General features: G+C 41.8%; 23 protein-coding genes. 3 read left to right on the forward strand and 20 right to left on the reverse strand.

Going from position 1 to position 24,606, the window contains the following annotated elements; genetic code table 11:
- Positions 1-47: 47 nt before the first annotated feature.
- From M0R79_RS08130 to rplM, 5 genes are all read right to left on the reverse strand, one after another.
- On the reverse strand, positions 48-1,034 hold the full coding sequence (locus M0R79_RS08130; RefSeq protein WP_248417169.1) for an ornithine cyclodeaminase family protein: 987 nt from the start codon (positions 1,032-1,034) through the stop codon (positions 48-50).
- A gap of 115 nt (positions 1,035-1,149) precedes the next feature.
- Positions 1,150-2,022 (reverse strand): sulfite exporter TauE/SafE family protein, encoded by an 873-nt coding sequence (locus tag M0R79_RS08135; protein WP_092572625.1) that lies wholly within the window; start codon positions 2,020-2,022, stop codon positions 1,150-1,152.
- A gap of 15 nt (positions 2,023-2,037) precedes the next feature.
- Positions 2,038-2,838: a TrmB family transcriptional regulator gene (locus tag M0R79_RS08140; RefSeq protein ID WP_259560523.1), complete on the reverse strand. Its 801-nt coding sequence runs from the start codon at positions 2,836-2,838 to the stop codon at positions 2,038-2,040.
- 299 nt (positions 2,839-3,137) lie between these two features.
- Positions 3,138-3,530: a 30S ribosomal protein S9 gene (gene rpsI, locus M0R79_RS08145; RefSeq protein WP_092572323.1), complete on the reverse strand. Its 393-nt coding sequence runs from the start codon at positions 3,528-3,530 to the stop codon at positions 3,138-3,140.
- A 16-nt stretch (positions 3,531-3,546) separates the two neighbouring features.
- Positions 3,547-3,990, reverse strand: a complete 444-nt coding sequence (gene rplM / locus M0R79_RS08150; protein ID WP_310795409.1) for a 50S ribosomal protein L13 — start codon at positions 3,988-3,990, stop codon at positions 3,547-3,549.
- Between the two features lie 336 nt (positions 3,991-4,326).
- Here rplM and M0R79_RS08155 point away from each other — a divergent pair, with 336 nt between their 5' ends.
- Both M0R79_RS08155 and M0R79_RS08160 read left to right on the forward strand, forming a co-directional pair.
- Entirely contained in the window at positions 4,327-4,854 is a 528-nt protein-coding gene (locus tag M0R79_RS08155; protein ID WP_248417121.1) for a transcription repressor NadR, read from the forward strand.
- Positions 4,855-4,914: 60 nt separating this feature from the next.
- A complete protein-coding gene (locus M0R79_RS08160; protein ID WP_248417120.1) occupies positions 4,915-5,472 on the forward strand; it encodes a hypothetical protein in 558 nt (185 codons plus the stop codon).
- A 112-nt stretch (positions 5,473-5,584) separates the two neighbouring features.
- Here the strand turns inward: M0R79_RS08160 and M0R79_RS08165 are convergent, their stop codons facing one another.
- The gene (locus M0R79_RS08165) at positions 5,585-6,352 is read right to left on the reverse strand and encodes a helix-turn-helix domain-containing protein (RefSeq protein ID WP_248417119.1); all 768 of its coding nucleotides are present in this window, start codon (positions 6,350-6,352) and stop codon (positions 5,585-5,587) included.
- A 127-nt stretch (positions 6,353-6,479) separates the two neighbouring features.
- Between M0R79_RS08165 and M0R79_RS08170 the strand changes: the two genes are divergently transcribed.
- On the forward strand, positions 6,480-7,757 hold the full coding sequence (locus tag M0R79_RS08170) for a BaiN/RdsA family NAD(P)/FAD-dependent oxidoreductase (protein ID WP_248417118.1): 1,278 nt from the start codon (positions 6,480-6,482) through the stop codon (positions 7,755-7,757).
- A 71-nt stretch (positions 7,758-7,828) separates the two neighbouring features.
- Here M0R79_RS08170 and M0R79_RS08175 read toward each other — a convergent pair whose 3' ends face one another.
- From M0R79_RS08175 to groL, 14 genes are all read right to left on the reverse strand, one after another.
- Entirely contained in the window at positions 7,829-9,382 is a 1,554-nt protein-coding gene (locus M0R79_RS08175) for a LysM peptidoglycan-binding domain-containing protein (protein WP_248417117.1), read from the reverse strand.
- Positions 9,383-9,462: 80 nt separating this feature from the next.
- Positions 9,463-10,017 (reverse strand): peptidoglycan amidohydrolase family protein, encoded by a 555-nt coding sequence (locus M0R79_RS08180; RefSeq protein ID WP_159428891.1) that lies wholly within the window; start codon positions 10,015-10,017, stop codon positions 9,463-9,465.
- Positions 10,018-10,495: 478 nt separating this feature from the next.
- Positions 10,496-11,377, reverse strand: coding sequence for a UTP--glucose-1-phosphate uridylyltransferase GalU (galU, locus tag M0R79_RS08185; RefSeq protein ID WP_092572337.1), 882 nt, complete (start codon positions 11,375-11,377; stop codon positions 10,496-10,498).
- A 55-nt stretch (positions 11,378-11,432) separates the two neighbouring features.
- Complete coding sequence (locus M0R79_RS08190) at positions 11,433-12,425, reverse strand: acyltransferase family protein (protein WP_248417116.1); 993 nt, start codon at positions 12,423-12,425, stop codon at positions 11,433-11,435.
- A gap of 124 nt (positions 12,426-12,549) precedes the next feature.
- The gene (locus M0R79_RS08195; RefSeq protein ID WP_248417115.1) at positions 12,550-14,037 is read right to left on the reverse strand and encodes a CehA/McbA family metallohydrolase; all 1,488 of its coding nucleotides are present in this window, start codon (positions 14,035-14,037) and stop codon (positions 12,550-12,552) included.
- Positions 14,038-14,047: 10 nt separating this feature from the next.
- Positions 14,048-14,809 carry a DeoR/GlpR family DNA-binding transcription regulator gene (locus M0R79_RS08200; protein WP_092572343.1) on the reverse strand — a complete coding sequence of 254 codons (762 nt, stop codon included), beginning with the start codon at positions 14,807-14,809 and terminating at the stop codon, positions 14,048-14,050.
- A 26-nt stretch (positions 14,810-14,835) separates the two neighbouring features.
- Positions 14,836-15,486: a hypothetical protein gene (locus M0R79_RS08205; RefSeq protein WP_248417114.1), complete on the reverse strand. Its 651-nt coding sequence runs from the start codon at positions 15,484-15,486 to the stop codon at positions 14,836-14,838.
- 20 nt (positions 15,487-15,506) lie between these two features.
- Complete coding sequence (locus M0R79_RS08210; protein WP_248417113.1) at positions 15,507-16,838, reverse strand: MATE family efflux transporter; 1,332 nt, start codon at positions 16,836-16,838, stop codon at positions 15,507-15,509.
- Positions 16,822-17,718 carry a metallophosphoesterase family protein gene (locus M0R79_RS08215; RefSeq protein ID WP_248417112.1) on the reverse strand — a complete coding sequence of 299 codons (897 nt, stop codon included), beginning with the start codon at positions 17,716-17,718 and terminating at the stop codon, positions 16,822-16,824. The genes M0R79_RS08210 and M0R79_RS08215 overlap by 17 nt, the downstream gene beginning before the upstream one ends.
- 38 nt (positions 17,719-17,756) lie before the next feature.
- On the reverse strand, positions 17,757-18,659 hold the full coding sequence (locus tag M0R79_RS08220) for a carbohydrate ABC transporter permease (RefSeq protein ID WP_092572351.1): 903 nt from the start codon (positions 18,657-18,659) through the stop codon (positions 17,757-17,759).
- Between the two features lie 66 nt (positions 18,660-18,725).
- Complete coding sequence (locus M0R79_RS08225) at positions 18,726-20,414, reverse strand: extracellular solute-binding protein (RefSeq protein WP_248417111.1); 1,689 nt, start codon at positions 20,412-20,414, stop codon at positions 18,726-18,728.
- A 29-nt stretch (positions 20,415-20,443) separates the two neighbouring features.
- Entirely contained in the window at positions 20,444-21,454 is a 1,011-nt protein-coding gene (locus M0R79_RS08230) for an ABC transporter permease (protein ID WP_092572355.1), read from the reverse strand.
- On the reverse strand, positions 21,444-22,598 hold the full coding sequence (locus tag M0R79_RS08235) for an ABC transporter ATP-binding protein (protein WP_248417110.1): 1,155 nt from the start codon (positions 22,596-22,598) through the stop codon (positions 21,444-21,446). The genes M0R79_RS08230 and M0R79_RS08235 overlap by 11 nt, the downstream gene beginning before the upstream one ends.
- A 364-nt stretch (positions 22,599-22,962) precedes the next feature.
- Positions 22,963-24,576 carry a chaperonin GroEL gene (gene groL / locus M0R79_RS08240; protein ID WP_092572359.1) on the reverse strand — a complete coding sequence of 538 codons (1,614 nt, stop codon included), beginning with the start codon at positions 24,574-24,576 and terminating at the stop codon, positions 22,963-22,965.
- Positions 24,577-24,606 lie beyond the last annotated feature (30 nt).

The following is a 24,606-nucleotide window of genomic DNA, read 5'->3' on the forward strand; positions in this document are numbered from 1 at the left end:
TTGCTTTGCTCTATTCAAATAAAGAATTGAGTTTCAGATGATTGAGCCTACATCTCAATATCTTGACCAATATTTTTGACGAGGGCTTGTTCATAAATCGCTTTGGCGACCACGATATCTAAAACAGCAGAACCTGTCGTTTTAAAAATGGTTATCTCGTCGTCTGTTTGTCTACCCACAGTCTTATCAGCTACCAATTCACCTAATTCACCGGTAATATCACTTTCTTGGATAATTCCAGCTTTTAAAGGATTTATCAAATCACCTGATTCATTTAATACGCCATCACGCGTATCAAGATATATCTTGCCCGCCTGACCGAATATTTCTTCTGGAAGTTCTTGCATTTCAGGGGTATATGATCCGACTCCATTAATATGAACTCCAGCTTTAATATCGGCCAGATCAAAGACCGGCGTCTTAGTGGTGGTAACTGTGGTAATAATATCTGCATCTTGGACGGCTTCAGTTGGTGAGCTAGCCGCCTGAATGCTTACCTCAAAACGCTCGCCAAAGAGTTCATTCATTCTATGCGCAAAATCTTTAGCTCGATCCAAATCAATATCGTAGACCCAGACTTTCTCAATCTTTCTAACGGTCAATATAGCTTCAAGTTGATATTGCGCTTGACCCCCAGTACCGAATAAGGCGAATACCTTAGCATCTTGACGGGCTAATAGGTCCGTTGCCGCTCCTGAAATAGCGCCCGTCCGTAGACGTGTTAAGTATGTTCCGTCCATTAGGGCGGAGACTTCTCCGGTCTTTTCATTTAACATAATCATGGTTGCCGGTACAGAATTGATTCCTTGTTTAATATTATTAGGGTAGACGGAAACAATCTTAATACCGGCCGCATCCCCAGCTAAGCCAGGCATGTATAAATTTTGCCCTTGATAAGCAGTGACGTCAATATTGGTGCGCAATGGGATATTAGACTTGCCTTCTGAATATAAGCGAAGTGCTTCTTTATCTGCCTCAATGGCTTCCCCCATGGTCATGACTTGCTTCATATCACTTTCATTAAGTACACGAATTTTCATTAATTATCCTCCTTGAATAAATCTGAATATCATTCATCTGTCCCAAGCTGGCTATCTTTATCATAAGCCTTTAGATTATAAACTTAAAGTAAAGTCCTTGGATTATTAATTATTCTTCTTCACTCTGACGCAAACTTGACAAAAGGCTCAAAGCTGAATACAAAATCACTGCGACCACTACCCATTGTAAGATGGATACATCAAGACTCTTTACAATAAATACGGCTATCAAGACCCCAATCACTCCAGCCGTTGCAGAGAAGAGGGTAATCTTCCGTGAATAAGCATCTAATTTAATAAATTGCATGGAGCCAACAGGGACCGAGAAAGTACAAGCACCCATCATGATTGGGAATGCAATTCTTGGATCAAGTCCCAAAGCAAAGACAGTAGCCATGGTTAATGCATAAGAACCGATACCCATATTATTAAAGGCACCGAAAATAAAACTACCAATTCCTAGCACCACTAACTTCCAACCCGTTAAGCCTGTCGCTGTTCCTCCTGCTGGCATCCAACCAAATTTCCCAGCTAGAATCACAGCAGCAGCGACAAATAAACCAATTGATACAAGATATTTAATCGTTCTTGCGGGTAATTTAACAACGAACTTCGGACTGATATAGGCTCCTATAACTTGAGCTACAATAGCCACGATCAAAGTTGGCAATGCAACTTCAATCGAGGTAATATAAGCCAGCGCCATGGTAGCTACTGGGATAACACAGGCCGTGTTTAAGGTTCCGGGAAGCCGCTTAGCATTGACCCATTTCATTTTTGGATATAAGGCTGCACCAATAGCAAAGTCTGAAATACCAAAGGTGGACAAGAAATAAATAATAAATTGACTAATGAACATCGTGATTGGATTTCCTGGTTCATCCTTCAATTCTGACCAATGTAACTTAAGATCTTTGATAAAACTATAAACAAATAAGCCATTCACAATCACAATTAAAGTTAAAATGATGTTTACAAGCACGTTAATGCTCCTTTCTTATTCAAAACTCTTAAAAATATCTCGAATGCCAATTAAATTCTCACCAAAAATAGCTTTTAACTCAGGCATGGCTTTCTCTTCAATACGCAAGCAATAAGCATCATGTTGTACATATTCTCTCGAGAAAAAGACAAAGCTTTTATTAGACGTATAAGTCGCCTCAGCAGTCAAACAATCTTTGATACTGGCGTAAATCATTTCCTGATTATCGACGGCTAAGTTAATCCATCGTGTTTGATGGCGTTCTTCAAGTTTCTCTTCTTCAAAACCATGGATATAACAATTTTTCATTTTCTTTGAGAAGGCATATTTTTTGTCCGGGTCAAAAAGAATGATTACAATTTTTAGCCCAGCTTTTTCTTTTCTTAATAGAATTTCTTGGAGCTGATCAGTTAAATCTTCAACCCAGATATGAAGTAAAATCTCTTCTTCAGCCTGTTCAATCATCTGCTGAGTTTTTAATAAAATAGCTTGATAATCTGACATATGCCACAATTGATCATTAAATTCATTCGGTTGGAAAAAGTTGGTAGCTAACGATAGATCGCGTAAGGCTTTCTCCGTATTTAATCTTAATTTCTCAATTAAGAATTCACTGGATTCCGCCTGATAATAAGATACTTTATCCTGATTATTAACTCTGACGACCCCTTTGCTGACTAAGTTAGCCAAGACGCCATAGACTTTCGAGCGGGCGACACCTGATAGTCTTGCTGTTTCATAGCCTGATAAAATGCCATTCTGAAGTAAGGTTAAATAAACTTTCGTCTCACTCTCTGAAAAATCGAACTGCTTCATCAAGTTGATAATGTCCAAAAAATTCCCCCTTTCATATTAGCTACCTTCAGTAACTATTATAATTTCTTGTGATTTTTTTATCAATGTTTTTTAAAAAATTTATTGCCTTTTTCAAAGGGAATTTATTGTTTTTAAAACTCAATTGTGATATTTGTAACTAATCAGAAGAGTTTTAAACAAATAAAAAAGACCAGCCACTCGGACTGATCCTTGTAAATAATATGATTGGTACTCGATTTCTGACGAAATCTCCGTCCCCAAATACATCCGTAACTCGCTCTGCTCGAACGGCTGTTGTACTAACGTTTTGAGAATTGTGAGCTCTTACGGGCTTTCTTACGGCCTGGTTTCTTACGTTCAACCATACGTGGGTCACGGGTAAGTAAACCAGCTGTCTTAAGGGCTGAACGAAAGTCTGGATCTACATTAAGTAGGGCACGAGCGATTCCGTGACGGATTGCGCCGGCTTGTCCTGAGACACCGCCACCTTGGACGTTCACCAAGATGTCATAAGTTCCCATAGTTTCGGTAACTGCGAATGGTTGGTTCATAACCACGTGTAAGTGAGCGAAGGGAACATATTCTTCTAATGATTTACCGTTGATCGTATATTTTCCAGTTCCTGGAACTAAACGAACGCGGGCTGTGGCATTTTTACGACGACCTGTACCTAAATATTGAACTTTAGCCATTTATTTATTTCCCTCCTTAAATTAATGTGTTGATGTCTAGTAATTCTGGTTTTTGAGCTGCATGTTTGTGATCAGCACCAGCATAGACAAATAGCTTGTGGAATTGTTTGCGTCCTAAGCGGGTGTCTGGAAGCATTCCTTTAACAGATAATTCAACAAGGCGTGGTGAGTTCTTAGCACGCATTTCACCTGCTGGAATGGAAGTTAATCCGCCTGGATGTCCTGAGTGACGGTGGTACATTTTATCAGTAGCTTTATCTCCTGTTAGAGCTACTTTGTCTGCATTAATAATAATTACGAAATCTCCGGTATCTACATGGGGAGTAAAGCTTGGTTTGTTCTTACCACGTAGGATAGATGCAGCTACAGTAGATAAACGACCTAATGGAATATCAGTCGCATCTAGCATAACCCATTTGCGTTCAACTTCGTTCTTTTTAGCCATATATGTTTGACGCACGATGTTTTCCTCCAATTTCTTCTTCTTGTTTACGGTAACTATTGAGTTTCCGGGGCTCTATAGTGGGGTAAACAATACCGTCTAGTATTATACTTGGGCAAGTCTCTGCCTGTCAAGGACTTGGACTAAAGTATTTATATTTTTTTCTCATTGTTGGTCTTTAGGTTCAAAAAATCATCCGAAACCTTGGCCTTAAAGATTCTATAGCAGGCTTTCCCCTAAGTGCTCTACTTCTGAAAAATTTACTTTCACCAACATCCATCCTCTACTAATTTATGATTCATCGCAGATCTATGCTGCCCATGCTATAATAAGTTCGATAAGGAGTGTGTTTATATGAAAGCCAAAGAACGTCGGCAGCAGATCTTGACTGATTTGCGACTGAGTCAAAGCCCGATTACCGCGAATCAATTTGCTGATAAATATCAAGTCAGTCGCCAAGTGATTGTCGGGGACATTGCCCTCTTACGAGCAGGTTATGCCGATATCTTAGCGACCAACCAGGGGTACGTCTTAGCCGAATTAGCCGGTCCCAAAAATTCGACCGCTTACCAAGGTAAGATTGTCTGTCAACATGGTCCTGAACAAACGGAAGAGGAGTTACGTATTATTATTCAAGATGGCGGCCAAATTGAAGATGTCCAGGTGGATCATCCGGTCTATGGTATCTTGAAAGCCTCCTTAAAAATTAGCAGTTTAGCGGATATTGAATACTTTATTCAGCAAATGTCTGATTACCAAGGCGAAATGTTAAGTTCTTTGACCGATGGCATCCATATTCATAGCTTAACGACGCCAACCGTCGAAGAATTTAAGCAGATTAAAGCCGATTTGAAAGCCGCTGGCATTCTATATACCCGTTAGGTGTCTTGACAGGTGTAAAGTTAATTGCTAAACTAACTCCATAAACTTTAGGAGGAAATTATGCAAGCACCATTAAGTAAAACTAGATCGATGACGATTGCGGCTGTCTTAACAGCAGTAGGCATCATTATCCCGATGATTATGCCAATCAAAGTAATTATCGGTCCTGCTTCTTATACCTTAGCCAGTCATGTACCTATCAACATGGCCATGTTCGTCTCTCCCCTCGTCACTACAGTCGTCGCCTTAGGGACCACCTTGGGCTTTCAAGTCGCCGGCTTTCCTGTCGTGATTGTCGCCCGAGCTTTCACCCATCTGATTTATGCCAGTATCGGCGCTCGGATAATTCAAGAACAGAAACAGATTCTCACTCGAGTGAGTTCACGTTTTCTACTTAACTTAGGACTGAACTTAGTCCACGCCCTAGGTGAGGTTCTAGTCGTCTATCTCTTCACCAGTTTTGGACTGAGTCCAATGGGCGATAATTTCTTTTATATCTTAGTTGTTCTGGTGGGTCTGGGTACCCTCATTCATGGCATGGTCGATTTCGAATTAAGTTATCAATTCACCGGCCTATTACAAAAACGCACCGGACGGACTTTTGTAAATTTTGCTTAAGGATGATTTCACTAAATCACCCGCTCACTACAATGACCCCCTTAAAGTTAGATCAAAAGCATCTAACTTTAAGGGGGTCACTTTTTTATCAAAACCAACGTAAAATTTTGCTTTATTCTTGATGGGCTTTCTTAGCTTGATAGGCCCCTAAATACAGGCTGCCTAATAAGGCAATGACGACTATAGCTGTGAGCAACCAGCTCCATTGACTATTATATTGTCCAAGAAAGTAATAAAAGAGCGGACACACTATCAGTAAGCCTAAGATTGTTTGCCGACTACGAAGTAAGATATAGGGCCAATTCTGATTATTAAAGGAGATTCCTCGCAAATTCATCCGCAAGATGCCATCCGTATAGAAGGAAATGGCATGTTCATCGTAATAATTTGGTAAGCTTTCATGGATGATAAAGAAGAAGCCAATCGCAAAGATTAATAAGAGTACCGATGGTATCCAATAAGCTTCTTGCCACAAGGGAACTTGTTTCAGATAGAGATAAAGGTTCTCCAACAGCCAGATTCCTAAAGCCAATATCAAATAGCCTTGATATTGACGACGTCGGACGAGTCGTTCTTGCGCTCTAGCTTGTTGATTGACTTTCAGCTCGATGGTTTGGCCTAATAATTGGTCGACCGTTTGTACTTCATATTGGTCGACATGGTCTTTACTGCCTAATAAGAGTTGACTAACCGTGAGTTCGAGTTCATCAGCTAGCGGTAATAATAGCTCCACATCTGGTAAACCTAAGCCTCGTTCCCATTTACTGACCGTACTATCCGAAAGGAAAAATTTATCAGCCAATTGTTTCTGGGTAAGTTGTTTATCAAGGCGACACTGGCGGATTAAGGCGCCTACTTTCTTCGGATCTATTTGCTCCATATTATCTCCTTCTTTCTTTGTTCTTTAATTTAAGTATATGTTAAACTGAATGAAAGACAATCAATCCTGAGGCAATATGGGTCGACGCTTCGTCGACTTGCGCCTAATTAACATTAAAGGAGTCCTTATGACAAATCATTATGATGTAATTGTAGTTGGGGCTGGGACGAGTGGTCTAATGGCTGCCATCCAGGCAGCCCAGCAAGGAGCCAAGGTTCTCATCTTAGAGAAGAATAAAGTTCCCGGACGCAAACTCTTACTATCTGGCGGAGGTCGTTGTAATGTCACCAATCGTACTCAGCGCGAAGAACTCATTCGTCACATTCCGGGTAATGGTAAGTTTCTGTATTCTGCCTTGAATCAATTTGACCAAGAAGATATCATAGCCTTTTTTGAAACGCGAGGCGTTCCATTGAAAGAGGAAGATCATGGGCGTATGTTCCCGGTTAGCGACCGGTCACGAACTATTCTCGATACCTTGCTCGCCGAATTAGATCAACTTGGTGTTACAATCTATTACCAAAATACGGTTCAGTCCTTGAAATTCTCCGCTGACCGACAAAAAATTGTCGGTGTCGAAACCCAAGATGGGCAATCTTTCGCCTGTACTAGTCTAGTTCTGGCGATGGGCGGGCGAGCCTATCCCAAAACCGGTTCGACCGGAGATGGCTATGCATTAGCGCGGTCAGTCGGTCATAGCATTCGCCCCCTTTATCCTACGGAAGCCGGTCTGCTATCGACCGATCAAGAAGTTACATCGAATGAATTAAAGGGCATTTCCTTACGCAATGTGCGGGTCAGTCTGTGGGATGATGCTGCTGAAAGCAAAGAAATCGTCCACCATCAGATGGATATGATCTTCACTCACTTTGGTTATTCGGGCCCCGCCATCTTACGATGTTCAGGCCATGTCAACCTTTGGTTAGCAGACCATCCTGAGGCTCAAGTTGCTCGACTTTCCATCGACTTAGTTCCAGAACAGAGTATTGAGGATCTCTGCCAGCATGCAGAAGATCAGCGTGACAAACACGTCTTAACCCTATTAAAAAATTGGATGCCAGAACGAATGGCCCAAGCCATTCTGTATCGCTGTAAAATTCTTCCCGACCAGGCCTATAAACAACTTGAACATCAAGCAGTAAATGAGCTTTGGCAAACTGTTAAACATTATTCAATCAGTGCTAGCGGATCGCAACCGATTGAAAAAGGGTTTGTAACGGGCGGTGGCATCTCCGTTAAAGAAGTTGAGCCTAAATCGATGGCCTCAAAATTGGTGGATGGACTCTATTTCTGCGGTGAACTCTTAGATATTAATGGCTACACAGGTGGCTATAATATCACTGCCGCATTCGTCACCGGTTCTATTGCCGGTCAATATGCAGCTTGGGCTGCGCTCAGTCAATAATAGAAAATCCCTCCTGACAGAGCCCTATCATGAGCTCGCCAGTGAGGGATTCTTTACGATTCATTGAGAAATTATGATTCACTAACCGTTGTTTCTTCTTCACTTGATTCTTGACTGGCTTCTGTTTGGCCATTGTCTGCAGAACTTTGTTCATCAGTATTAGCTGCTTCTTGGTCAAATTCTACCCCTTCAGGATCGACCACGGCCAAGGTACCGTTAAAGAATTGTACAGTTTCAGGTAAATTGTTCCATTGAATTAACTGTTCCTTGCTGATGCCATATTTCTTGGCAATCGCTTCTAAACTTTCTTTCGGTTGAACCTTATGTTGACGTGGCGTCGGATCTGAAACGACTAATTTGTCGCCTTCCTTAGCGGCAGCCCCATTCAACTTGTTCCATTCATCGATATCTTGGGTCGAGATTTCAAATTGACTGGCAATCGAGTCTAAGGAGTCGCCAGCAGCTACTTCATACACTTCAGGGATATAGCGCGGATTGGAGACATAAATTTCTTCGCCAACTGGAACTTGATCGTCGCTCAATTCGTTCCATTCTTTAATGGAATTAACGGAGAAATTGTAAGTCTTCGCAATCGATTCTAAACTTTCACCTTCGGCAACCTTATGTTTTCGTGGACGGGCTGCTTCTGGTAGTTCTTTATAAAGTTTCTCTAACTCTTCTTTAGAAAGCTCTCGTAAATCTTGTTCGGTATCTTTCTCTTTGTCGCTTTCTTTCTCTTTATCTTTCTTGTTGCTATTGCTGGTCGAACTTGCTTGGTCCGTTGATGGCTGGCTTGACTCAGCAGCTGAATCATTCGCGACTACTGTTTCAATATAACCAGGAACAGCGATTTGATCACCGACATTGAGATAAGAAGAACTCAAACCATTTGCTGCCATTAACGCTTCATAAGTTGTGCCATAGGCGTTGGCGATATCCCAGAGAGTTTCCCCCGCTTGGACTGTATGATAACCTGACCAATCATCGGTATAAGTAATTCCTGAATCTACTGAACTTGCGCCGGATCCGGTCAAGGCTAATTTATCCCCGACATTGAGCCAAGTGCTGGTCAAACCATTAATGGCCATGATATTCTCAACGGTTGTGCCATTAGCGATTGCAATATAGGATAAGGTATCGCCTGGTTGAACCACATGGTAGCCACTAGCTGAAGGTGTGGAAGTAATTGGAGCAGGTTGACTAGCTTGACCGCCTCCGGCTGTTAGATAGAGGACATCTCCGACATTGAGCCAAGATGAGCTGAGGCCATTATTGGCCATTAAAGCATCCACAGTTGTCCCAGTCGCAATCGCGATGGTATATAAGGTATCACCGGGTTGAACCACATAGGTGGATCCACTGATTACTGGAGTGGCTGAACTCGATTCAGAAGCGTTGCCTGGATTTTCGATATATAATACTTGGCCCTCGTCTAGCCAATCACTGGTTAATCCATTCCATGCTTGTAAATCAGCTAAAGAAACGCCGTGATCATTAGCAATCTTCAATAACCATTCACCTGATTTGACAGTATAAGTGGCTTGGGCATGAATCGATTGAACGGTTCCCAAAGCCATGGTTGAAGCTAGTAAGCCAACCATTAAGTGTTTTAAATTCTTCTTCAAGGTAGGTCCTCCTTATATTAGTTCTTCACAATTATTGTATCATCATGGATAGCTAGATGAAAGTTATTTCAAATCTGTTATCAATCCGTAACTTTTCTGTGATTTATGTCACGATAAAGCTGATTAAGCCGTCGACTCAAATCCAAAGTATTTACTGCCTGGAGTGCTCGACGTCGATTGTAACGATTAAGCCATTGTTCCAACTTCTCCAAGAAAGACTCTTGCTTACGGACGGGTTCGGCTAAACGATACCAATATAATTCTTGTTCCGGCCAGCTCCTAAACTTTGAAATGACAATCCCATCATATTCTTCACTACAATAAATCATCCGGTGGCGGTCGATGACCACGCCGGTATAACCAATTTGTGGCTGATCTGGATCGGTCGAAATAAAGATATCGCCTCGCCGGACTTCCCGGTAATCAATACAATGGAGTAAGGAACCTTCTAAATGCAATAAGAGCGACAGGTCACCAATCCAAGAATGTTGAGGAAGGTAATCGGCATAGATTAAGGCAGAGAACATGGCTCCTGCACTATCATAACTATGCGGTCCTCCACGATTTTCTTTGGAATAAGAAACTAAGCCTTGCTTATCTTTATACCATTTGATTAAACGATGTTTACTTGCCAACTGAATCCCTCCCTTATTATTCTCTTGTCAGTGATTCTATTATAGTACAAGTGGGCCAGAATTTCATGATTGACCCTTTCTCTCTTTTATACCGTAAAAAAGCGATTCGAATACTCTTAGATGCTCAGCGATAAATGCCTACAATGTCTGTCCAGATGCGTGAATCTTCGAATCCATTTACTTTGGGCTTAAAAAGATAAAAGTCATCTGACACAGTCTTTCCAGCAACAGAACGTCGAGTACTTTTTCAAATATTATGAATCCTCTAATTCAAATTTCAAACTAAAAAACACCGAATACTTTCCAAGATCAGAGCGAAAATCCAACTTGCTTTAACGAGTGGAGTTTAGATCTTGTTTAAGCAATCTCAATCCAACTCTTGTAGAATATTTTAGGATGATCTCTCTAGGTAAGAATTCGGTAGTTCCTTATGATTAATAGGTTTGTTCTAAAATCCCAGTTTTGCCAAATCTGTTGTTTAGCGTAATTTCTGAGCCAAATCTTGCAGATAGGTCTTTAGACCACTTGCCGTTTCAGGATGCTGTAAACCATAAGCTAAACTCATCTGCATATAACCAAATTTATTGCCGACATCATAGCGCTGACTATCGATTTCTTTGGCAAAGACACGTGTCTGTTGATTCAATCTTTCAATCGCATCGGTCAACTGAATTTCATCGTCAACACCTGGATCAAGGTCCTCAAGGACATCAAAGATGGTTGCTGGCAAGATATAACGGCCCGCAATTGCCAAGTTTGACGGCGCTTGCTCAGCAGCTGGTTTCTCAATAAAATGCGAAACTTCATAGACACCTGGATGATCTGCTAGTTCTTGATTCAATTGAATTACGCCATAATTCGAAATTTCCGCCTTATCGGTCGGTAATACGGCAATCAAGGGGGCTTCAATCTCTTCATATAAATCGATTAGTTGCTTGGTTGCGGGTTGGTCACCAACCATAATATTGTCCCCTAACATGACCACAAAAGGCTCATCATTGACAAAGGCCTTAGCATGATAAATGGCATCACCCAAACCCTTTGGATAAGATTGACGGACAAAATATAAGTTGGTCCGCGTAGTCGAGCGAACAATCTCTAGAAGTTCAGTCTTGCCTTTCTTCTCTAAATTGTCTTCTAGTTCAATATTCGAGTCGAAATGATCTTCAATCGCTCGCTTATGTTTACCTGTAATGATTAAAATTTCTTCAATCCCGGACTGAATGGCTTCTTCAATAATAAATTGAATGATAGGTTTATCAACGATCGGTAGTAATTCTTTGGGTTGGGCTTTGGTTGCTGGAAGAAATCCAGTCCCATATCCTGCTGCTGGAATAACTGCTTTACGCACCTTCACCATGCATGCCTCCTTTTATACTTATGTTTATCATTATAACCTAATTGATGTGGAGTCTCTACTCTTCTAAGTTTAATTTCAATAATTGTTCCAGCGGATCGAAGAAGAATCGATTGACTAAAGGATAGATCAGAATCGAGCCTAAGACACAGACTAGCATCAACACCAAAATATATAATAAATCCGAGTTAAACCAATTCCATAATTTAGCTTCTCCATAGAGCTTGACAATTTTTAGAAAGAGGACATGAAGGACATAGATATCTAAGGACATGCTGGACCAGCGATTTAACCAAGAATATTCTCCTGGACGTTGAATTACATAGGCTAATAACAAATAGGTTAATGCCACTAAGGCGACTTCATTAAGCAGATTAAACTGACTAAAGTTGAAGAGCAAGCCATAAACCACGCCACTCAGCAGGATATGCCAACGCTGAATCCGTATCTTTGGCGGATGTTGGACCGCCATCGCCCCTAAAGAAATATATAGCATGGCTTTGGGAATGCCACCATAACGAAATAGCATATCTAGAAATTCAGATCGCGGGGTCAACCAAATCACCGCGTTTAGCGATAAACACAGGAAGAATATATAACGAATATCCCAGCGCCATTGCAAGAGCTTACCCACACCATAGCTGGCAAAGATTAGAGCGAACAAGAACCATAAATGATATTGTCCCCAAGTCCCATTGAAGAATGAATACAGATTCCGCTCATTGAGCCAAGCTGAGGCTGCTTGAAGCAAATTCTTATGTAAGGACAGCAAGATGAGGCCATCGACCAGAACATAGAATAACGAATAAATTATAAAACGAAAACTAATATTCCGACAATAGCGGCGAACAAAGGCATCTTCTTTGGCATTGAGCAAATAGCCAGACACGCCAAAAAAGAAAGGAACGCCCAGATTTAATATGGGCCGATACCAGTAATAATTCTCCAAAGTTTCGCGCCCCAAATTAGGTAGATATGAGGTCACATGAATTAGAACCACAGCAATGGAAGCCCAAATTCGTACTTGGTCTAGCTTATAATTATATTTCATGGACATCGCTCCTTTATAAATACTCTTGTATGATAGCATGAAGCCTCAGCCAGACCTAGAAAAAACCCTTCCCCCAAGTTAAACACTGGCGAGGAAGGGCTATATTTACTATTGATAAATACAATTAACGGTAAATCGGATTGGTAAAGAGTAGCAGTTGGTTAGCTGAATCTAAGACTTCTAAGCGTAAGAGTCGGTGGTCTGCCATTGGTAAAGTGAACTGGCCGTGATAACCGTTTGAACCCGCTATCGATTCGGTAAGCAAACATTGATCTTCGCTCCAGAGTTCTATCCGCTGAGCTTGTTCAGGTAAATCGTATAAGGCTATATCTACCTGCCATTGATCAAAAATCTGCGGCACCCGATCGCCAAGCTGATAGTGTTGGTTGACCGTAAAGCTTAGCTCTGGCTGCAGACTGATGTAAGAACGACCCAATGATAATGCCTGCAGAATCTGTGCGGCTTGAGCTTCTTTAGGAGCCATCACATGCGTTATGGCCACTTGGTCAGTTGGATCGCTTCGATGCCAATCACGACCAGCGGTTGCATTAATTTCAAGGCCTGCTTTAAGCAGTTGTAGCCAATGTTGATAGGCTTGCTCGTTCTTTGCCCGGCCAACTGGATTGGCTTCATTCCAAACTTCAATATTATCCACATAGCGATAATCTGCGAGCGGATAGTCGAAACGGCAGCCGGTACAATAAGGATTGCCCACGTCAAATGGATGAGCAATCGTGACCATCAGCCCTTCCTCAACCAAGGTTTGCAAATAATGATTAAAGTTATCCCAAGTCACCCGGGTCCAATCCCGACATACCTTAGCTTGCGGACCGTAGATTAAGAAATGACCATAGAAAGTCGTCAGCTCCATACCAGCCAGTAATTTAACCCGGTAGCTATCTTGCGGTAATTTCTCAGCTTCCTGCAAAGCACTGATTGTATTATGGTCGGTGATGGCTAACCAATCGAGTGATAGTTGGTCCGCTGCCTGCAATAATTCCTGCGTCGATTGCTGGGCATCACTATGGATGGTATGGGCATGGAGTTCAAGTCGATAATCCACGAGATCTTGACTACCGATAAAGGGCCGGTCTTTAACTTTGAGATCAGGCCGAGCCTGAGCAAAAGGACAGAGAAATGGCTCTGCTGGCTTGCTCAGCCAAGCTTCAATCTTCAAGGTGGCCTGAATTTCATCTGAAAAGATGCCGTGACAAGATAAAATAAGCTCCCATTGTCCAGCCTGGATCTCACCGGCAATGAAACCCAAAGATGCTTCACTCGCACTCAGAATCATTTCTTGTTGGGTATTAAAGTAATGGTGCGCCCCCCGGAAATTTTCCGGATCATTGAGAGAAACAGTGATTAAATTTCGGAAGCCTGCATTTTCCTCAACTTTATCCTGATATAAGCCCGCTAAATCTAAGGCACGACGCATTGTCTTTGGATTCTTCTCCCATAAAGGGTCATACTCAAAATAAATCTTTAAGATTGCACAATTAGCCGGCACATTAAAACGATAACTCAAATGACTCTGATGAGCCTGGTAACTTACTTTAAATGCTTGCTGAAAGAGAATCTGCGGACTTAATTCAGTGAATGCTTCTTTATTCATGCTTCTCTCCTTATACTTCTAGCCATTCTGGTAGGGGGGCCTGCCAAGTTTCAGGGGCAGGACCATCACAAACCACTAAATCAATAGCTGCTAAAGGGGTGACTTCAAAGAGCGTACGGACTCCTAACTTACTTTTATCAACTAACAAAATTGCTTGATCACAACAATCGATCATCGTCTTAGAAACTAGAGATTCTTCCATATCAAAATCATAGACCGCATCTTGTAATAAGCCGCCACAAGAAATAAACGCTTTATCGACATGAAATTTCTTTAGAAAATCGACCGTATAACTACCTTTTATCGAGGCCTGAGCCGGATTAGTAAATCCCGGTAAGACAATGACCTGCCCTGTCATTCGCCCATCTTCAATAGCATTATTGAAGCTTTGAGCAGCAGCTAAAGAATTGGTAATCACCGTAATATCTTCTAAACCGCTAATCAATTCGCCGATGAACAGAGTAGACGTGCCAATATCTACGGCAATCGTATCCCCAGATCGAATCAGATTACAACAAGCTTGGGCAACCCGTTGCTTAGCCTTCTTATTCACTGCCATCTTCTTGGTAAACATCATTTCCACTTCTTCAGGTGCATAAGGAATGGCTGCCCCATGAATACGTGTAATCAATTGATTACTTTCTAATTCATCTAAATCTCGGCGGATAGTTTCTGGGGTTACCGCCAAAATGTCGGCTAGATCGTTTACTGACATTTTCCCAGCTTGGCCGACTAATTGATTAATTTCTGCATGTCGCTGGTCTTTATTCATTGCTAATCCCTCCAATCATTGATTTCTTAGATATCTTCACGACGCCAATATTCACGCCAACGACCAAAATGGTGGCCAGAAGATAATTGTTTCATTAAATATTGATAGCCTTTAATCAGCCAACCTAGACCCAACAAGTAGAATAAAGCAGGAATCCCTTGCCAACATGCCAACAGGGAAGCCAGCAACAAGACGGTGGTCAGCAACCATTCGGCCAAATAAGCCAAGACATAAGCCCAAGCATTCTGTACTCTTTCTTTGGTTGAAGTCTTTGGATAATGGGCGCTTAAATATGCGAAAGCGATCCCCATGGCTATCACAAGAGCCCATAGGAATAAATTGATCAGGAAGATCGCCAAACCTAGCCAATGACCGCGCGATAAAAATAAAAGATTGCAGGTCAAAATACCCAACACCAGTGACCAAATCAGACTAGGGATAAGATAGCTTCTCAAATTTTTAAGAGCGGATTTCCGAACAAAATCTCCTACTTTAAAGCGTGAAATCCCTATCGAGTCCTGAGTCAAATGATAAAATTCAAAGACGGTAATGAAAGCTGATAGACTGGATAAGACTCCCCCCGCTGACATAAAGACCAAAATATAGATCCATTGCCCTACTAGGACTTGGTAGATGATTTGTAAGAATTTACTAAATAAGCGACGATGCTCTGACATTGCTTTCCCCTTCTTCATCCTTAATTGAGCCAATCTGCCTGGCGCCAACGCCGAACAAACAGACTTAAACGAAATACTTCATCAATGATAAAAATAACCCAAATGGCCGGTAAACCAAAAGTTGTCATTCGTGTAATGAGAAAGACCGCCGGTACCGTGAACAGATAGGTTACCAGAATGGCTAAAATTACCGGATAGCGTACCTGACCCATCACATTTAAATTGGCGATCATCACTTCATTTCCTACCCGGCCTGGATCATAGAGTACATTCAGCCATAGTAGAATCTGGCCAATTTGGATAATCTGAGGATCGTCAGTAAAGATCATCAACAATTGACTCCCCATCAAGGCAATCAGTAGATTAATCCCCATGCCCCCAACCATGGCTAACAAGGTATTCTGCCAACCAAATTGAAGGAGTTCAGGAATTTTATCTTGTCGATGCAAGCGACCAATCACCACTTGACTGGCTTGGCCTACGGCAACCGCTAAGGCAAAGACGACAGCGGTAATAGTCTGACAGTAAATTCGTGCACTAACCTGAATCGTTCCCAGTGATGAAATTAGCGCGGTAATAATTGTTTGGGAGAAATTATAAGAGACATTTTCCATTCCTGAGGGAATGCCTAAGACCAAGATCTGCTGACTAATTTGCCGATTAAAGCGAAAATGATCCCAAAGTCCCTGCCAGACTTGGGGCAAGTGTTGCTGCAGAAATTTCAAAGAAATCCCGGCCCCGATAGCGCGGCTAACAATGGTCATCAGGCCGATAGCCAGTATGCGCTGCTGTAAATTAGCTAGTGGCAGGAAGATTACCAAGACATTGCCTGAAATAGTTAATAAAGTATAGGCGACCGACAAGCGCATGGCCATCTTTGCTAGACCATAAGAACGGAGAATGGCGCTAACCGCCCCTGACAAGGCTTGGAAGATTAAACTACAAGCAATCACTCGTAAATAGCTGACCGAGAACGGACGAATTTCCCAAGGGGTCTGCATCCAGCCCATAATGACTGGACCCCATAGACTGGTAATGATAATAATGATTAAGCCGAGCGCCAAATTTAACATCAGTGTCTGTCGGGCTACTCCTTGGAAATAAGCCAGTCGGTCATCGGCAGCATTTTGCAGAAAGAGAATCGTAGAGCCGAGGCCCACAATTCCCATAAACATCGTCCCAATGACAATCACTTGTTCAGCGAGACCAATGGCGGCAACAACTTGATCCGAATAATAAGAAAAAATAAGGACATTCACATTGCCAATCAGAATCATAAAAAGTTGCTCAACCATGAGCGGCCAGACTAAATGGCGGTAATCGGCATTAAAGGCTTTAGCTTTGGAAATCATTGACCGTTACCGTATATGTTTTAATGGAATGATTGTGTTGGTTCAGCTCAATCAAACGCACTCCCCGTTCCAATTCACCGTAAGTCTGATAGCCTGATACATTCCCATACACCAAATGAAGATCTTGATAGAGGGCGTCGAAATTATTATCGTGATCATGGCCGACAAACATGCCCCAAATTTCGCCATGCAAGACCATATTGGCGAATAATCCAGTATTGATATGAGGAGCCGAAATCGCCTCATTCGTCTCCAAATGTAAACCAGAAATAATATGTTCGGCTGCTTGCCAGTATTCTGGAAGTGGAATATGTTGGAAGACTAAATGGCGACGAACCCCATCCCCATGCCGGTAGCCCTGGCTGGTTTGACGGAACCAATCTACTTGTTCTGGCAGAATCCAATCATAGATACCAATATCCAAGGGCGCCTGAGCTCCTGAATCTAAGACAAATAGCGCATTCACCACTTCTTCACTATCAGCCGCTTTAATCTCCAATACATAGGATTCGCGGTCGTCTTTCAGATAACTATGATGTTTATCGGCAACACATTCGACCGTATCACTGAATAGCTGGCGCAAGTCTGACCGAGTAATGATTTCCTCACTATCATGATTGCCAAAGGTCAAAGCCATTGGTTTCTTGAAGCGGTCAAAATATTCTAGCGTTTGGACAAAGACCTGGTCTGCATCCTTAACGCCCTCGGACCAAATCACATCGCCCGTATGCATAATTAAATCCACATCAAAGGCTTTCTGAGCCGCTTCAATCAATTGAAATGTTTTATGATCGTCTTCATGAAATGGCATATTGCCAATATGCGTATCGGTAAATTGTATAATCCGAAAGCTTCCATCCGGCCGATAACGTAATTCCATTATATCATCCCTTCCTTAGAATCGTTTCATATTAGATGCTATTCTTTCACCGAACCAATCGTAATCCCTTGGACGAAATATTTTTGAATAAAGGGATACATAACAATAATCGGTAGAATGACGACAATAATTGTTGCCATTTGCAAGGATTGGCCGGTAATTTCAATTGCATCTAATTGTTGATAGGCGGCTGAACTGGAGCCAGCTTTCAATAAGACATCGGCTAAGCTCGCTTGGCGGGTCAGCATCTCTTGTAAGATGGTAGCAAGTGGTTTCAATTCTGCTTTTCGTACATAGAAAGAACCAGAGAACCAATCGTTCCAATGGCCTACCGCGGTAAATAAGGCGACCGTCGCCACAGTGGGTTTGGACATCGGCAAGACAATATTGGTAAAGATCTTAAATTCTCCCATCCCATCAATCCGCGCTGCCTCCATGATCGACATGGGCAGTTGCTTGAACGATGATCTCAATAAGAGAATATTAGTCACGGAATATAGACTTGGTAGAATATAGACCCAGATCGAATTTGTTAGACCTAGTTCGCTTAAGACCAGATAGTAAGGTACTGTTCCACCCGAAAAGAGCATGGTAAAGAAGATAAAGAAGGTAATCTGACTGGAAAAGGGTAGACCAGGAATTGTCAAAGCCCAAGCACACATAGCCATCAGAAACACACCAATGACCGTGCCGACCACCGTCCTGAAAATTGAGATTCCTAGTCCGGTTAACAAATTATCTTGCTTGAATACTTCGGCGAAGTTCTCAAAGGACCAAGCTCGAGGCCAGAACCAAATTCCGCCCACAGCCGCATCTTTACCCGAATTAAAGGCCAAAGCTAAAATATGTAAAAAAGGTAAAATAATTAATAAACATAGAACCAATAAAATCAAATGGAATAAGAATCGGGTCCATTTGCTGGTTTTCATTGTTTCTGACATGGATTTCCTCCTAAATAAGTCGAGACTAGCTTGCGCTAGCCTCGCCGTCGCAAAAATTTACTTTGCTTAATAGAATATAACGTCTCCATTCTTTTCTTTCTCTTGTAAGAATTGACAATAGTCTTCAATGCCAGCATCTAATAAGTCTTGACGCGCAGCATCCAGAATTGCTTGAGCTTCTTCGTCTGAGTTGGCATAGTAGGCTTTGACGACACTTTCTTCCCAAGCATCCAAGGCTGCATTCAAGTCCCCTTCTTCACCTTCAAACTCGTTGAGGTAGGCACGGGCATACAGGCCATCGATGACTTCTTTCTCCTCATAACGTTTATCATAATCGTAAAGTTTAATAATTTCTTGGGCGGCATTGTTACCAGATTCTGCTTCGCGAACCTTATCACCCCAAGCAGCTTCACCAAATTGTTCTAGATTATTCATATCAGTGAAGGCTAAGTGTTCACCCCAGAAAGCACGGACACCACGGAAGCCTTCTTTACTTGCTTCTTCAGGATTCTCATCTTGTAATTTGACTAAATCTGCATTTGGAATTGGTTTCCCATCTTCTCCTAATTCATAATGTTTACCTTCAAGTCCATAGAAATAAAGCAACTTACCTTCAGGTCCAGCCAACCAATCAGCGAATTTAACGACCTCTTCAGGATTTTCAGTCGTGGCAGGGACTGCCCAGCCAGCATAGCCAGATTTATAGGACATCACCATATGATTGCTACCATCCACTCGGTTAATTGGGCCTAAGGGAACGTATTTCAAATCGCCAATTTCAGGACGATATGAATGGATATCCGAAGTAATCGCAAAGGATCCATTCATGACCCCTTCTGCTGCCCGTGTTTCTTCCATCGTGTAGAATTCTGGATGCATCAAGCCTTCAGCTAATAAATTACGGACATAGGCTACTCGCTTTTCAGCATAGTCAGTCATTGATTCATGCTTAACTTGGTCGCCATCTTTCCAGAACTTCTCACCACCAGCACCTTCCCAAACTAAGTCATTGTAGATGAACGGACGTTCAGAACCGCCCCATACAGTAGGTCCTAAAGGTACCACTGGACTCCCATTATCATCTTTGAAGTCGCCCTCTTTGATTTTAATTAATAAATCTTTCAATTGTTCGGTAGTATTAATTTCTTGGGGATTAATACCTAATTGCTCAGCGATATCACGGCGAATATAAGGTCCACCAATTTGTTTGGTACCAGGGTCAGCAGGATTTTGATCAATGGCCATATGGACCAGATAGGTCGCCCCATCTTGATCTTCCCGCATCATAATGTTCTCTTTAGTGTCACGAGGTAAATAACCTTCTTCAAAATATTTGCTGTAAGTCTTACTTTCTTTTAAATAGGGAGCGATATCATGGAACATGCCTTCATTAGCTGCTTGTAAGAGTAAAGGAAACTCAGGACGACCAGAATGATTCAAATAGAAAGCGATAAAATCAGGCATGTCACCGGCAGCAAGACCCGCTGCTAAAGCTTGGGTTGAATCCTCAGAAGTGACTGTCTCTAATTTCAAGGTAATTCCAGTTCTTTGTTTAATATATTCGGCGATTTCTGGTGACATCGTATCAACTCCAGCATCTCCCGCTGATTGGAAGATCAGGCCAGTAATTTCACGATCGGCAATAAAAGCATCTGATTGTTCTTCCGCTTGACCTACTACACTACTTCCACTTGCCATACTCGTCATAGCTGTTAAAACCATAAAACTTTTCTTCAATATTTGTTTGATTGACATGTTTCCACTCCTTATTAATTGATTGAGATTTACCATACGGCATTGTCTCCATATTTATCAGCAAGTTTATTAACTATCAGGGTCAAGACCAATCCAACCACACCCTGCATTAAACCTACTGCTGCAGCAGGTCCATATTTGGCCTGCTCTAAACCTGTCTTAACGATATAGGTATCAATTGTTTCCGAAACGGTAAAGTTCCCCGGATTCTGCATCAGATAAATTTGATCGAAGCCGGCGGTTAAGATTCCCCCTAAAGACAGAATAAAGAGAATCATAATCGTACCGCGGATACTTGGTAGAGTAATATTCAATGTTTGTTTCCACCGACTCGCCCCATCGATGGCCGCCGCTTCATAAAGCGAAGGGGAAATGCCCATGATTGCAGCGAAATAAATAATGGAATCCCAACCGATATTCTTCCATAGATAGGAGAAGAAGACTGCGGGATAGAAGAAGGCATTCTCCATCATCCAGAAAGTAGAACCATCATTAATCTTGAGGGCCTTCAGTGCTAGATTAATCAAACCTGTATTGGGCGCGAATAAGCGATTCAAAATCCCAATGACCACGACCCATGAAATAAAATAAGGCAAATAAGAAATGCTTTGGTAGAAGCTTCTTAATTTAGGTCGACGCGTTTCATTGAAAATTAAAGCTAAAGCAATCGGGAAAGGTAAATAGATAAACAGTTTGATGGCTGAAATCACTAAAGTGTTACGGACATACATCCAAGCTTCCCGATTCTTGAAGAAGGCTTGGAAATATTTTAGACCGACCCAATCTTTCCCATACATCCCTGAGGTAAAGGTAAACTTTCGAAAAGCGATTAGAATCCCGGTCATTGGCCAATACGAGAACACCAAGAAGAAAATCAAAGCAGGCAAGAGCATCAAATAAAAGACGCGATACTTACGCCATACTTGTTTAAAGCTGCGACGATGGGGCTTGAAATTCGGATCTGGGGTCTGGCTACTTTCTACTTTTTGCTTAGGGAGCAAATTACCTAGTGACAGCCATTGATTCTTCTCACGTTGCATCACTCATGCTCCCTTCCTCTGTTAATTGCGAATCTGTATTTCGATGAAGTTCAATTCGCTCTTGGCTCTGCGGATCAAAGAAATGGATATACTGGCGATCAAAACATAATTCTAGCTGTTGACCCGCTTGGAAAGGATCCATGGTAAATAATTTACAAATCAGCGGCTGATCTAATAAATGGAAGTGAATTAAGGTTTCACTGCCTAACATCTCAGCTAAATCGACCTCGATCTTAAATTTATTGGCTTGATCGCTTGGAGCTGCCTGGTCTGCTAAGAGAATATTCTCTGGTCGTACTCCCAAAATAATCTCCTTATTAAGATATCCCACCTCAATCAATGCATCCAATAGGTCATGATCAATGGCTAGGACTTGGTCATCTTTGACCAATCCTTCGGCGCAGACTGTCAACGGAATGAAATTCATCGCCGGCGATCCCATAAATCCAGCTACAAATAAATTATTGGGATGTAAATACACCTGACGAGGCGTGCCCACCTGTTGAATGAAACCTTGATTCATAATCACAATCCGATCCGCCATGGTCATCGCTTCAACTTGATCGTGGGTTACATAGACGGTGGTAATTCCTAATTTACGGGTTAACTGAATAATTTCAGCTCGGGTTTGCCCCCGTAATTTAGCGTCTAAGTTAGAGAGCGGTTCATCCATTAAGAAGACTTTGGGCTGGCGTACAATCGCTCGACCTAAAGCGACCCGCTGACGTTGACCCCCTGAGAGTTCTTTCGGTAGACGATCAAGTAAATCAGTCAACCCGATAATTTCAGCAACTTCTTTAACCCGTTGATGAATAGTCTCGTTTTTAATCTTTTTCATTTTTAAACCAAAAGCCATATTCTCACGGACAGTCATGTGAGGATAGAGGGCATAATTCTGGAAGACCATCGCAATATCACGATCTTTTGGATGGAGATTATTTTGAACTTGGCCATCCATGGTAATGGTTCCCGCCGTAATATCTTCTAGGCCGGCAATCATCCGTAAAGTGGTTGACTTCCCACAACCAGAAGGACCGACCAAGACGATAAATTCTTGATCTTCAATTTCTAAATTAAAATCTGTTACCGCTCGTACCGCATCACTATAATCTTTATACAAATGTTCAATACTTATCTTTGCCAAGCTAACCCTCCGTCGGCCAAATTCTGTATTTTTTCTTTGTTTGACCTTTATTTCTTTTTTGTTTACACAAAGAGTATACAAAACAAATATTAAATAAACGTAAATCTATTGTAAATTTTCAAAAAGTTTTATTAACTTTGTAAATTTTATGTAAAGGCGTCTTACTCCAAAATAATCTAGCACGGCCCATCGTGATAAAACGTGCCTTTTAATTTAGTCTTCTGCAAATTTTCTCGGATAGAAACTTGCTATCCGTTCTTACTTTTGCTCGCAAAAAAAAAGACTAAACAGAATCAATCTGCTTAGTCTTTGGCACTAAGTGTCTATCTTGCTTAAATCATCAAGATAATACTTATTTATTTTATTACATCATACCCATACCAGGGTTCATTGGCATTTCAGGTTTATCTGAAGGGATATCCGCTACTACAGCTTCGGTAGTTAGAAGTAATGCGGCCACAGAGGCTGCATTTTGTAAAGCAGTTCGGGCTACTTTAGTTGGGTCAACAATACCAGCGGCAATCATATCTTCATAACGATCGTCGGCAGCATTATAACCTACCCCAGCTTCGGCTTTCTTAACTTCATTGACTACTACAGAACCATCTTGACCGGCATTGGTTGCAATTTGACGGACAGGTTCTTCTAAAGCACGAGCAACAATCTTAATACCCGTTGCTTCATCGCCTTCGGCTTCTAGCGCTTCTACTTCTTTTTGGGCATTGACTAGCGCGGTACCTCCACCGGCAACAATACCTTCTTCAACGGCGGCGCGAGTTGCATTTAAAGCATCTTCAATGCGAAGCTTACGTTCTTTTTGTTCAGTTTCGGTAGCTGCCCCGACTTTAACCACAGCCACCCCGCCGGCTAATTTCGCTAGACGTTCTTGCAATTTCTCACGGTCATACTCTGAACTGGTTTCTGCAGTTTGAGCGCGAATGAGATCAATACGTTGTTGAATTTGTTCGGATTGACCGCCACCTTCAACAATCGTGGTATTATCTTTGGTTACATTGACTTTAGAAGCAGAACCTAGATGTTCTACAGTTGCATCTTTCAATTCGAAACCAAGTTCTTCAGAAATTACTGTAGCACCCGTTAAGATGGCAATATCTTCTAACATCGCTTTACGACGGTCCCCAAAACCAGGAGCTTTCACGGCAACTACATTAAGTGTACCACGTAATTTGTTCAACACTAAGGTTGGTAGAGCTTCCCCTTCAACATCTTCAGCAATAATTAAGAGTGGACGAGATTGTTGCATCACGTTCTCTAATAATGGCAAGATGTCTTGGATATTGTTAATTTTGCGGTCGGTAATGAAGATCAGTGGATTTTCTAAATCAGCCACCATTTTTTCATTATCAGTGACCATATATTGAGATAGGTAGCCGCGGTCAAATTGCATTCCTTCAACCACTGATAATTCTGTTTCAATGGTTTGAGATTCTTCAATGGTAATAACCCCATCTTGACCTACTTTTTCCATCGCATCGGCAATCAATTCACCAATCTTTTGGTCACCAGAAGAGATGGCAGCGACTTGAGCAATCGCTTCTTTAGATTCTACTTTCTTAGAAGCCTTGCTTAAAGCTTCGACAGCTACTTGGGTCGCTTTTTCAATACCACGACGGATTCCCACTGGATTTGCGCCAGAGGTAACATTCTTCATCCCTTCACGGACAATGGCTTGTGTCAGCAAGGTCGCAGTAGTAGTTCCGTCCCCAGCAACATCGTTAGTTTTAGAAGCTACTTCTTGAACCAATTGAGCTCCCATATTTTCAAAACGATCTTCTAATTCAATTTCACGGGCAATAGTCACCCCATCATTAGTAATCATGGGTGAACCAAATTGTTGATCAAGGACCACGTTTCTACCCTTAGGTCCAATGGTTGTCTTGACGGTATCAGCTAAGATATCAACCCCACGTAGTAAGGCTGCGCGTGCATCTTCTGAGAATTTCAATTCTTTTGCCATGTATAAATCTCTCCTTTAATTCAGTATTCT

The sequence above is a fragment of the Ignavigranum ruoffiae genome (assembly GCF_023195815.2).
Lineage (GTDB): Bacteria > Bacillota > Bacilli > Lactobacillales > Aerococcaceae > Ignavigranum > Ignavigranum ruoffiae.

Excerpts from the sequence above, each read along its gene's own strand:
- M0R79_RS08200 (WP_092572343.1), bottom strand. The coding sequence starts at position 14,809 with ATGAATAAAGACCAGCGACATGCAGAAATTAATCAATTAGTCGGCCAA.
- M0R79_RS08225 (WP_248417111.1), bottom strand. The coding sequence starts at position 20,414 with ATGTCAATCAAACAAATATTGAAGAAAAGTTTTATGGTTTTAACAGCT.
- M0R79_RS08140 (WP_259560523.1), bottom strand. The coding sequence starts at position 2,838 with ATGAAGCAGTTCGATTTTTCAGAGAGTGAGACGAAAGTTTATTTAACC.
- rpsI (WP_092572323.1), bottom strand. The coding sequence starts at position 3,530 with ATGGCTAAAGTTCAATATTTAGGTACAGGTCGTCGTAAAAATGCCACA.
- M0R79_RS08220 (WP_092572351.1), bottom strand. The coding sequence starts at position 18,659 with ATGTCAGAAACAATGAAAACCAGCAAATGGACCCGATTCTTATTCCAT.
- M0R79_RS08230 (WP_092572355.1), bottom strand. The coding sequence starts at position 21,454 with ATGCAACGTGAGAAGAATCAATGGCTGTCACTAGGTAATTTGCTCCCT.
- groL (WP_092572359.1), bottom strand. The coding sequence starts at position 24,576 with ATGGCAAAAGAATTGAAATTCTCAGAAGATGCACGCGCAGCCTTACTA.
- M0R79_RS08170 (WP_248417118.1), top strand. The coding sequence starts at position 6,480 with ATGACAAATCATTATGATGTAATTGTAGTTGGGGCTGGGACGAGTGGT.
- M0R79_RS08210 (WP_248417113.1), bottom strand. The coding sequence starts at position 16,838 with ATGATTTCCAAAGCTAAAGCCTTTAATGCCGATTACCGCCATTTAGTC.
- M0R79_RS08195 (WP_248417115.1), bottom strand. The coding sequence starts at position 14,037 with ATGAATAAAGAAGCATTCACTGAATTAAGTCCGCAGATTCTCTTTCAG.
- M0R79_RS08155 (WP_248417121.1), top strand. The coding sequence starts at position 4,327 with ATGAAAGCCAAAGAACGTCGGCAGCAGATCTTGACTGATTTGCGACTG.
- M0R79_RS08190 (WP_248417116.1), bottom strand. The coding sequence starts at position 12,425 with ATGAAATATAATTATAAGCTAGACCAAGTACGAATTTGGGCTTCCATT.
- M0R79_RS08160 (WP_248417120.1), top strand. The coding sequence starts at position 4,915 with ATGCAAGCACCATTAAGTAAAACTAGATCGATGACGATTGCGGCTGTC.
- M0R79_RS08165 (WP_248417119.1), bottom strand. The coding sequence starts at position 6,352 with ATGGAGCAAATAGATCCGAAGAAAGTAGGCGCCTTAATCCGCCAGTGT.
- galU (WP_092572337.1), bottom strand. The coding sequence starts at position 11,377 with ATGGTGAAGGTGCGTAAAGCAGTTATTCCAGCAGCAGGATATGGGACT.
- M0R79_RS08215 (WP_248417112.1), bottom strand. The coding sequence starts at position 17,718 with ATGGAATTACGTTATCGGCCGGATGGAAGCTTTCGGATTATACAATTT.
- M0R79_RS08205 (WP_248417114.1), bottom strand. The coding sequence starts at position 15,486 with ATGTCAGAGCATCGTCGCTTATTTAGTAAATTCTTACAAATCATCTAC.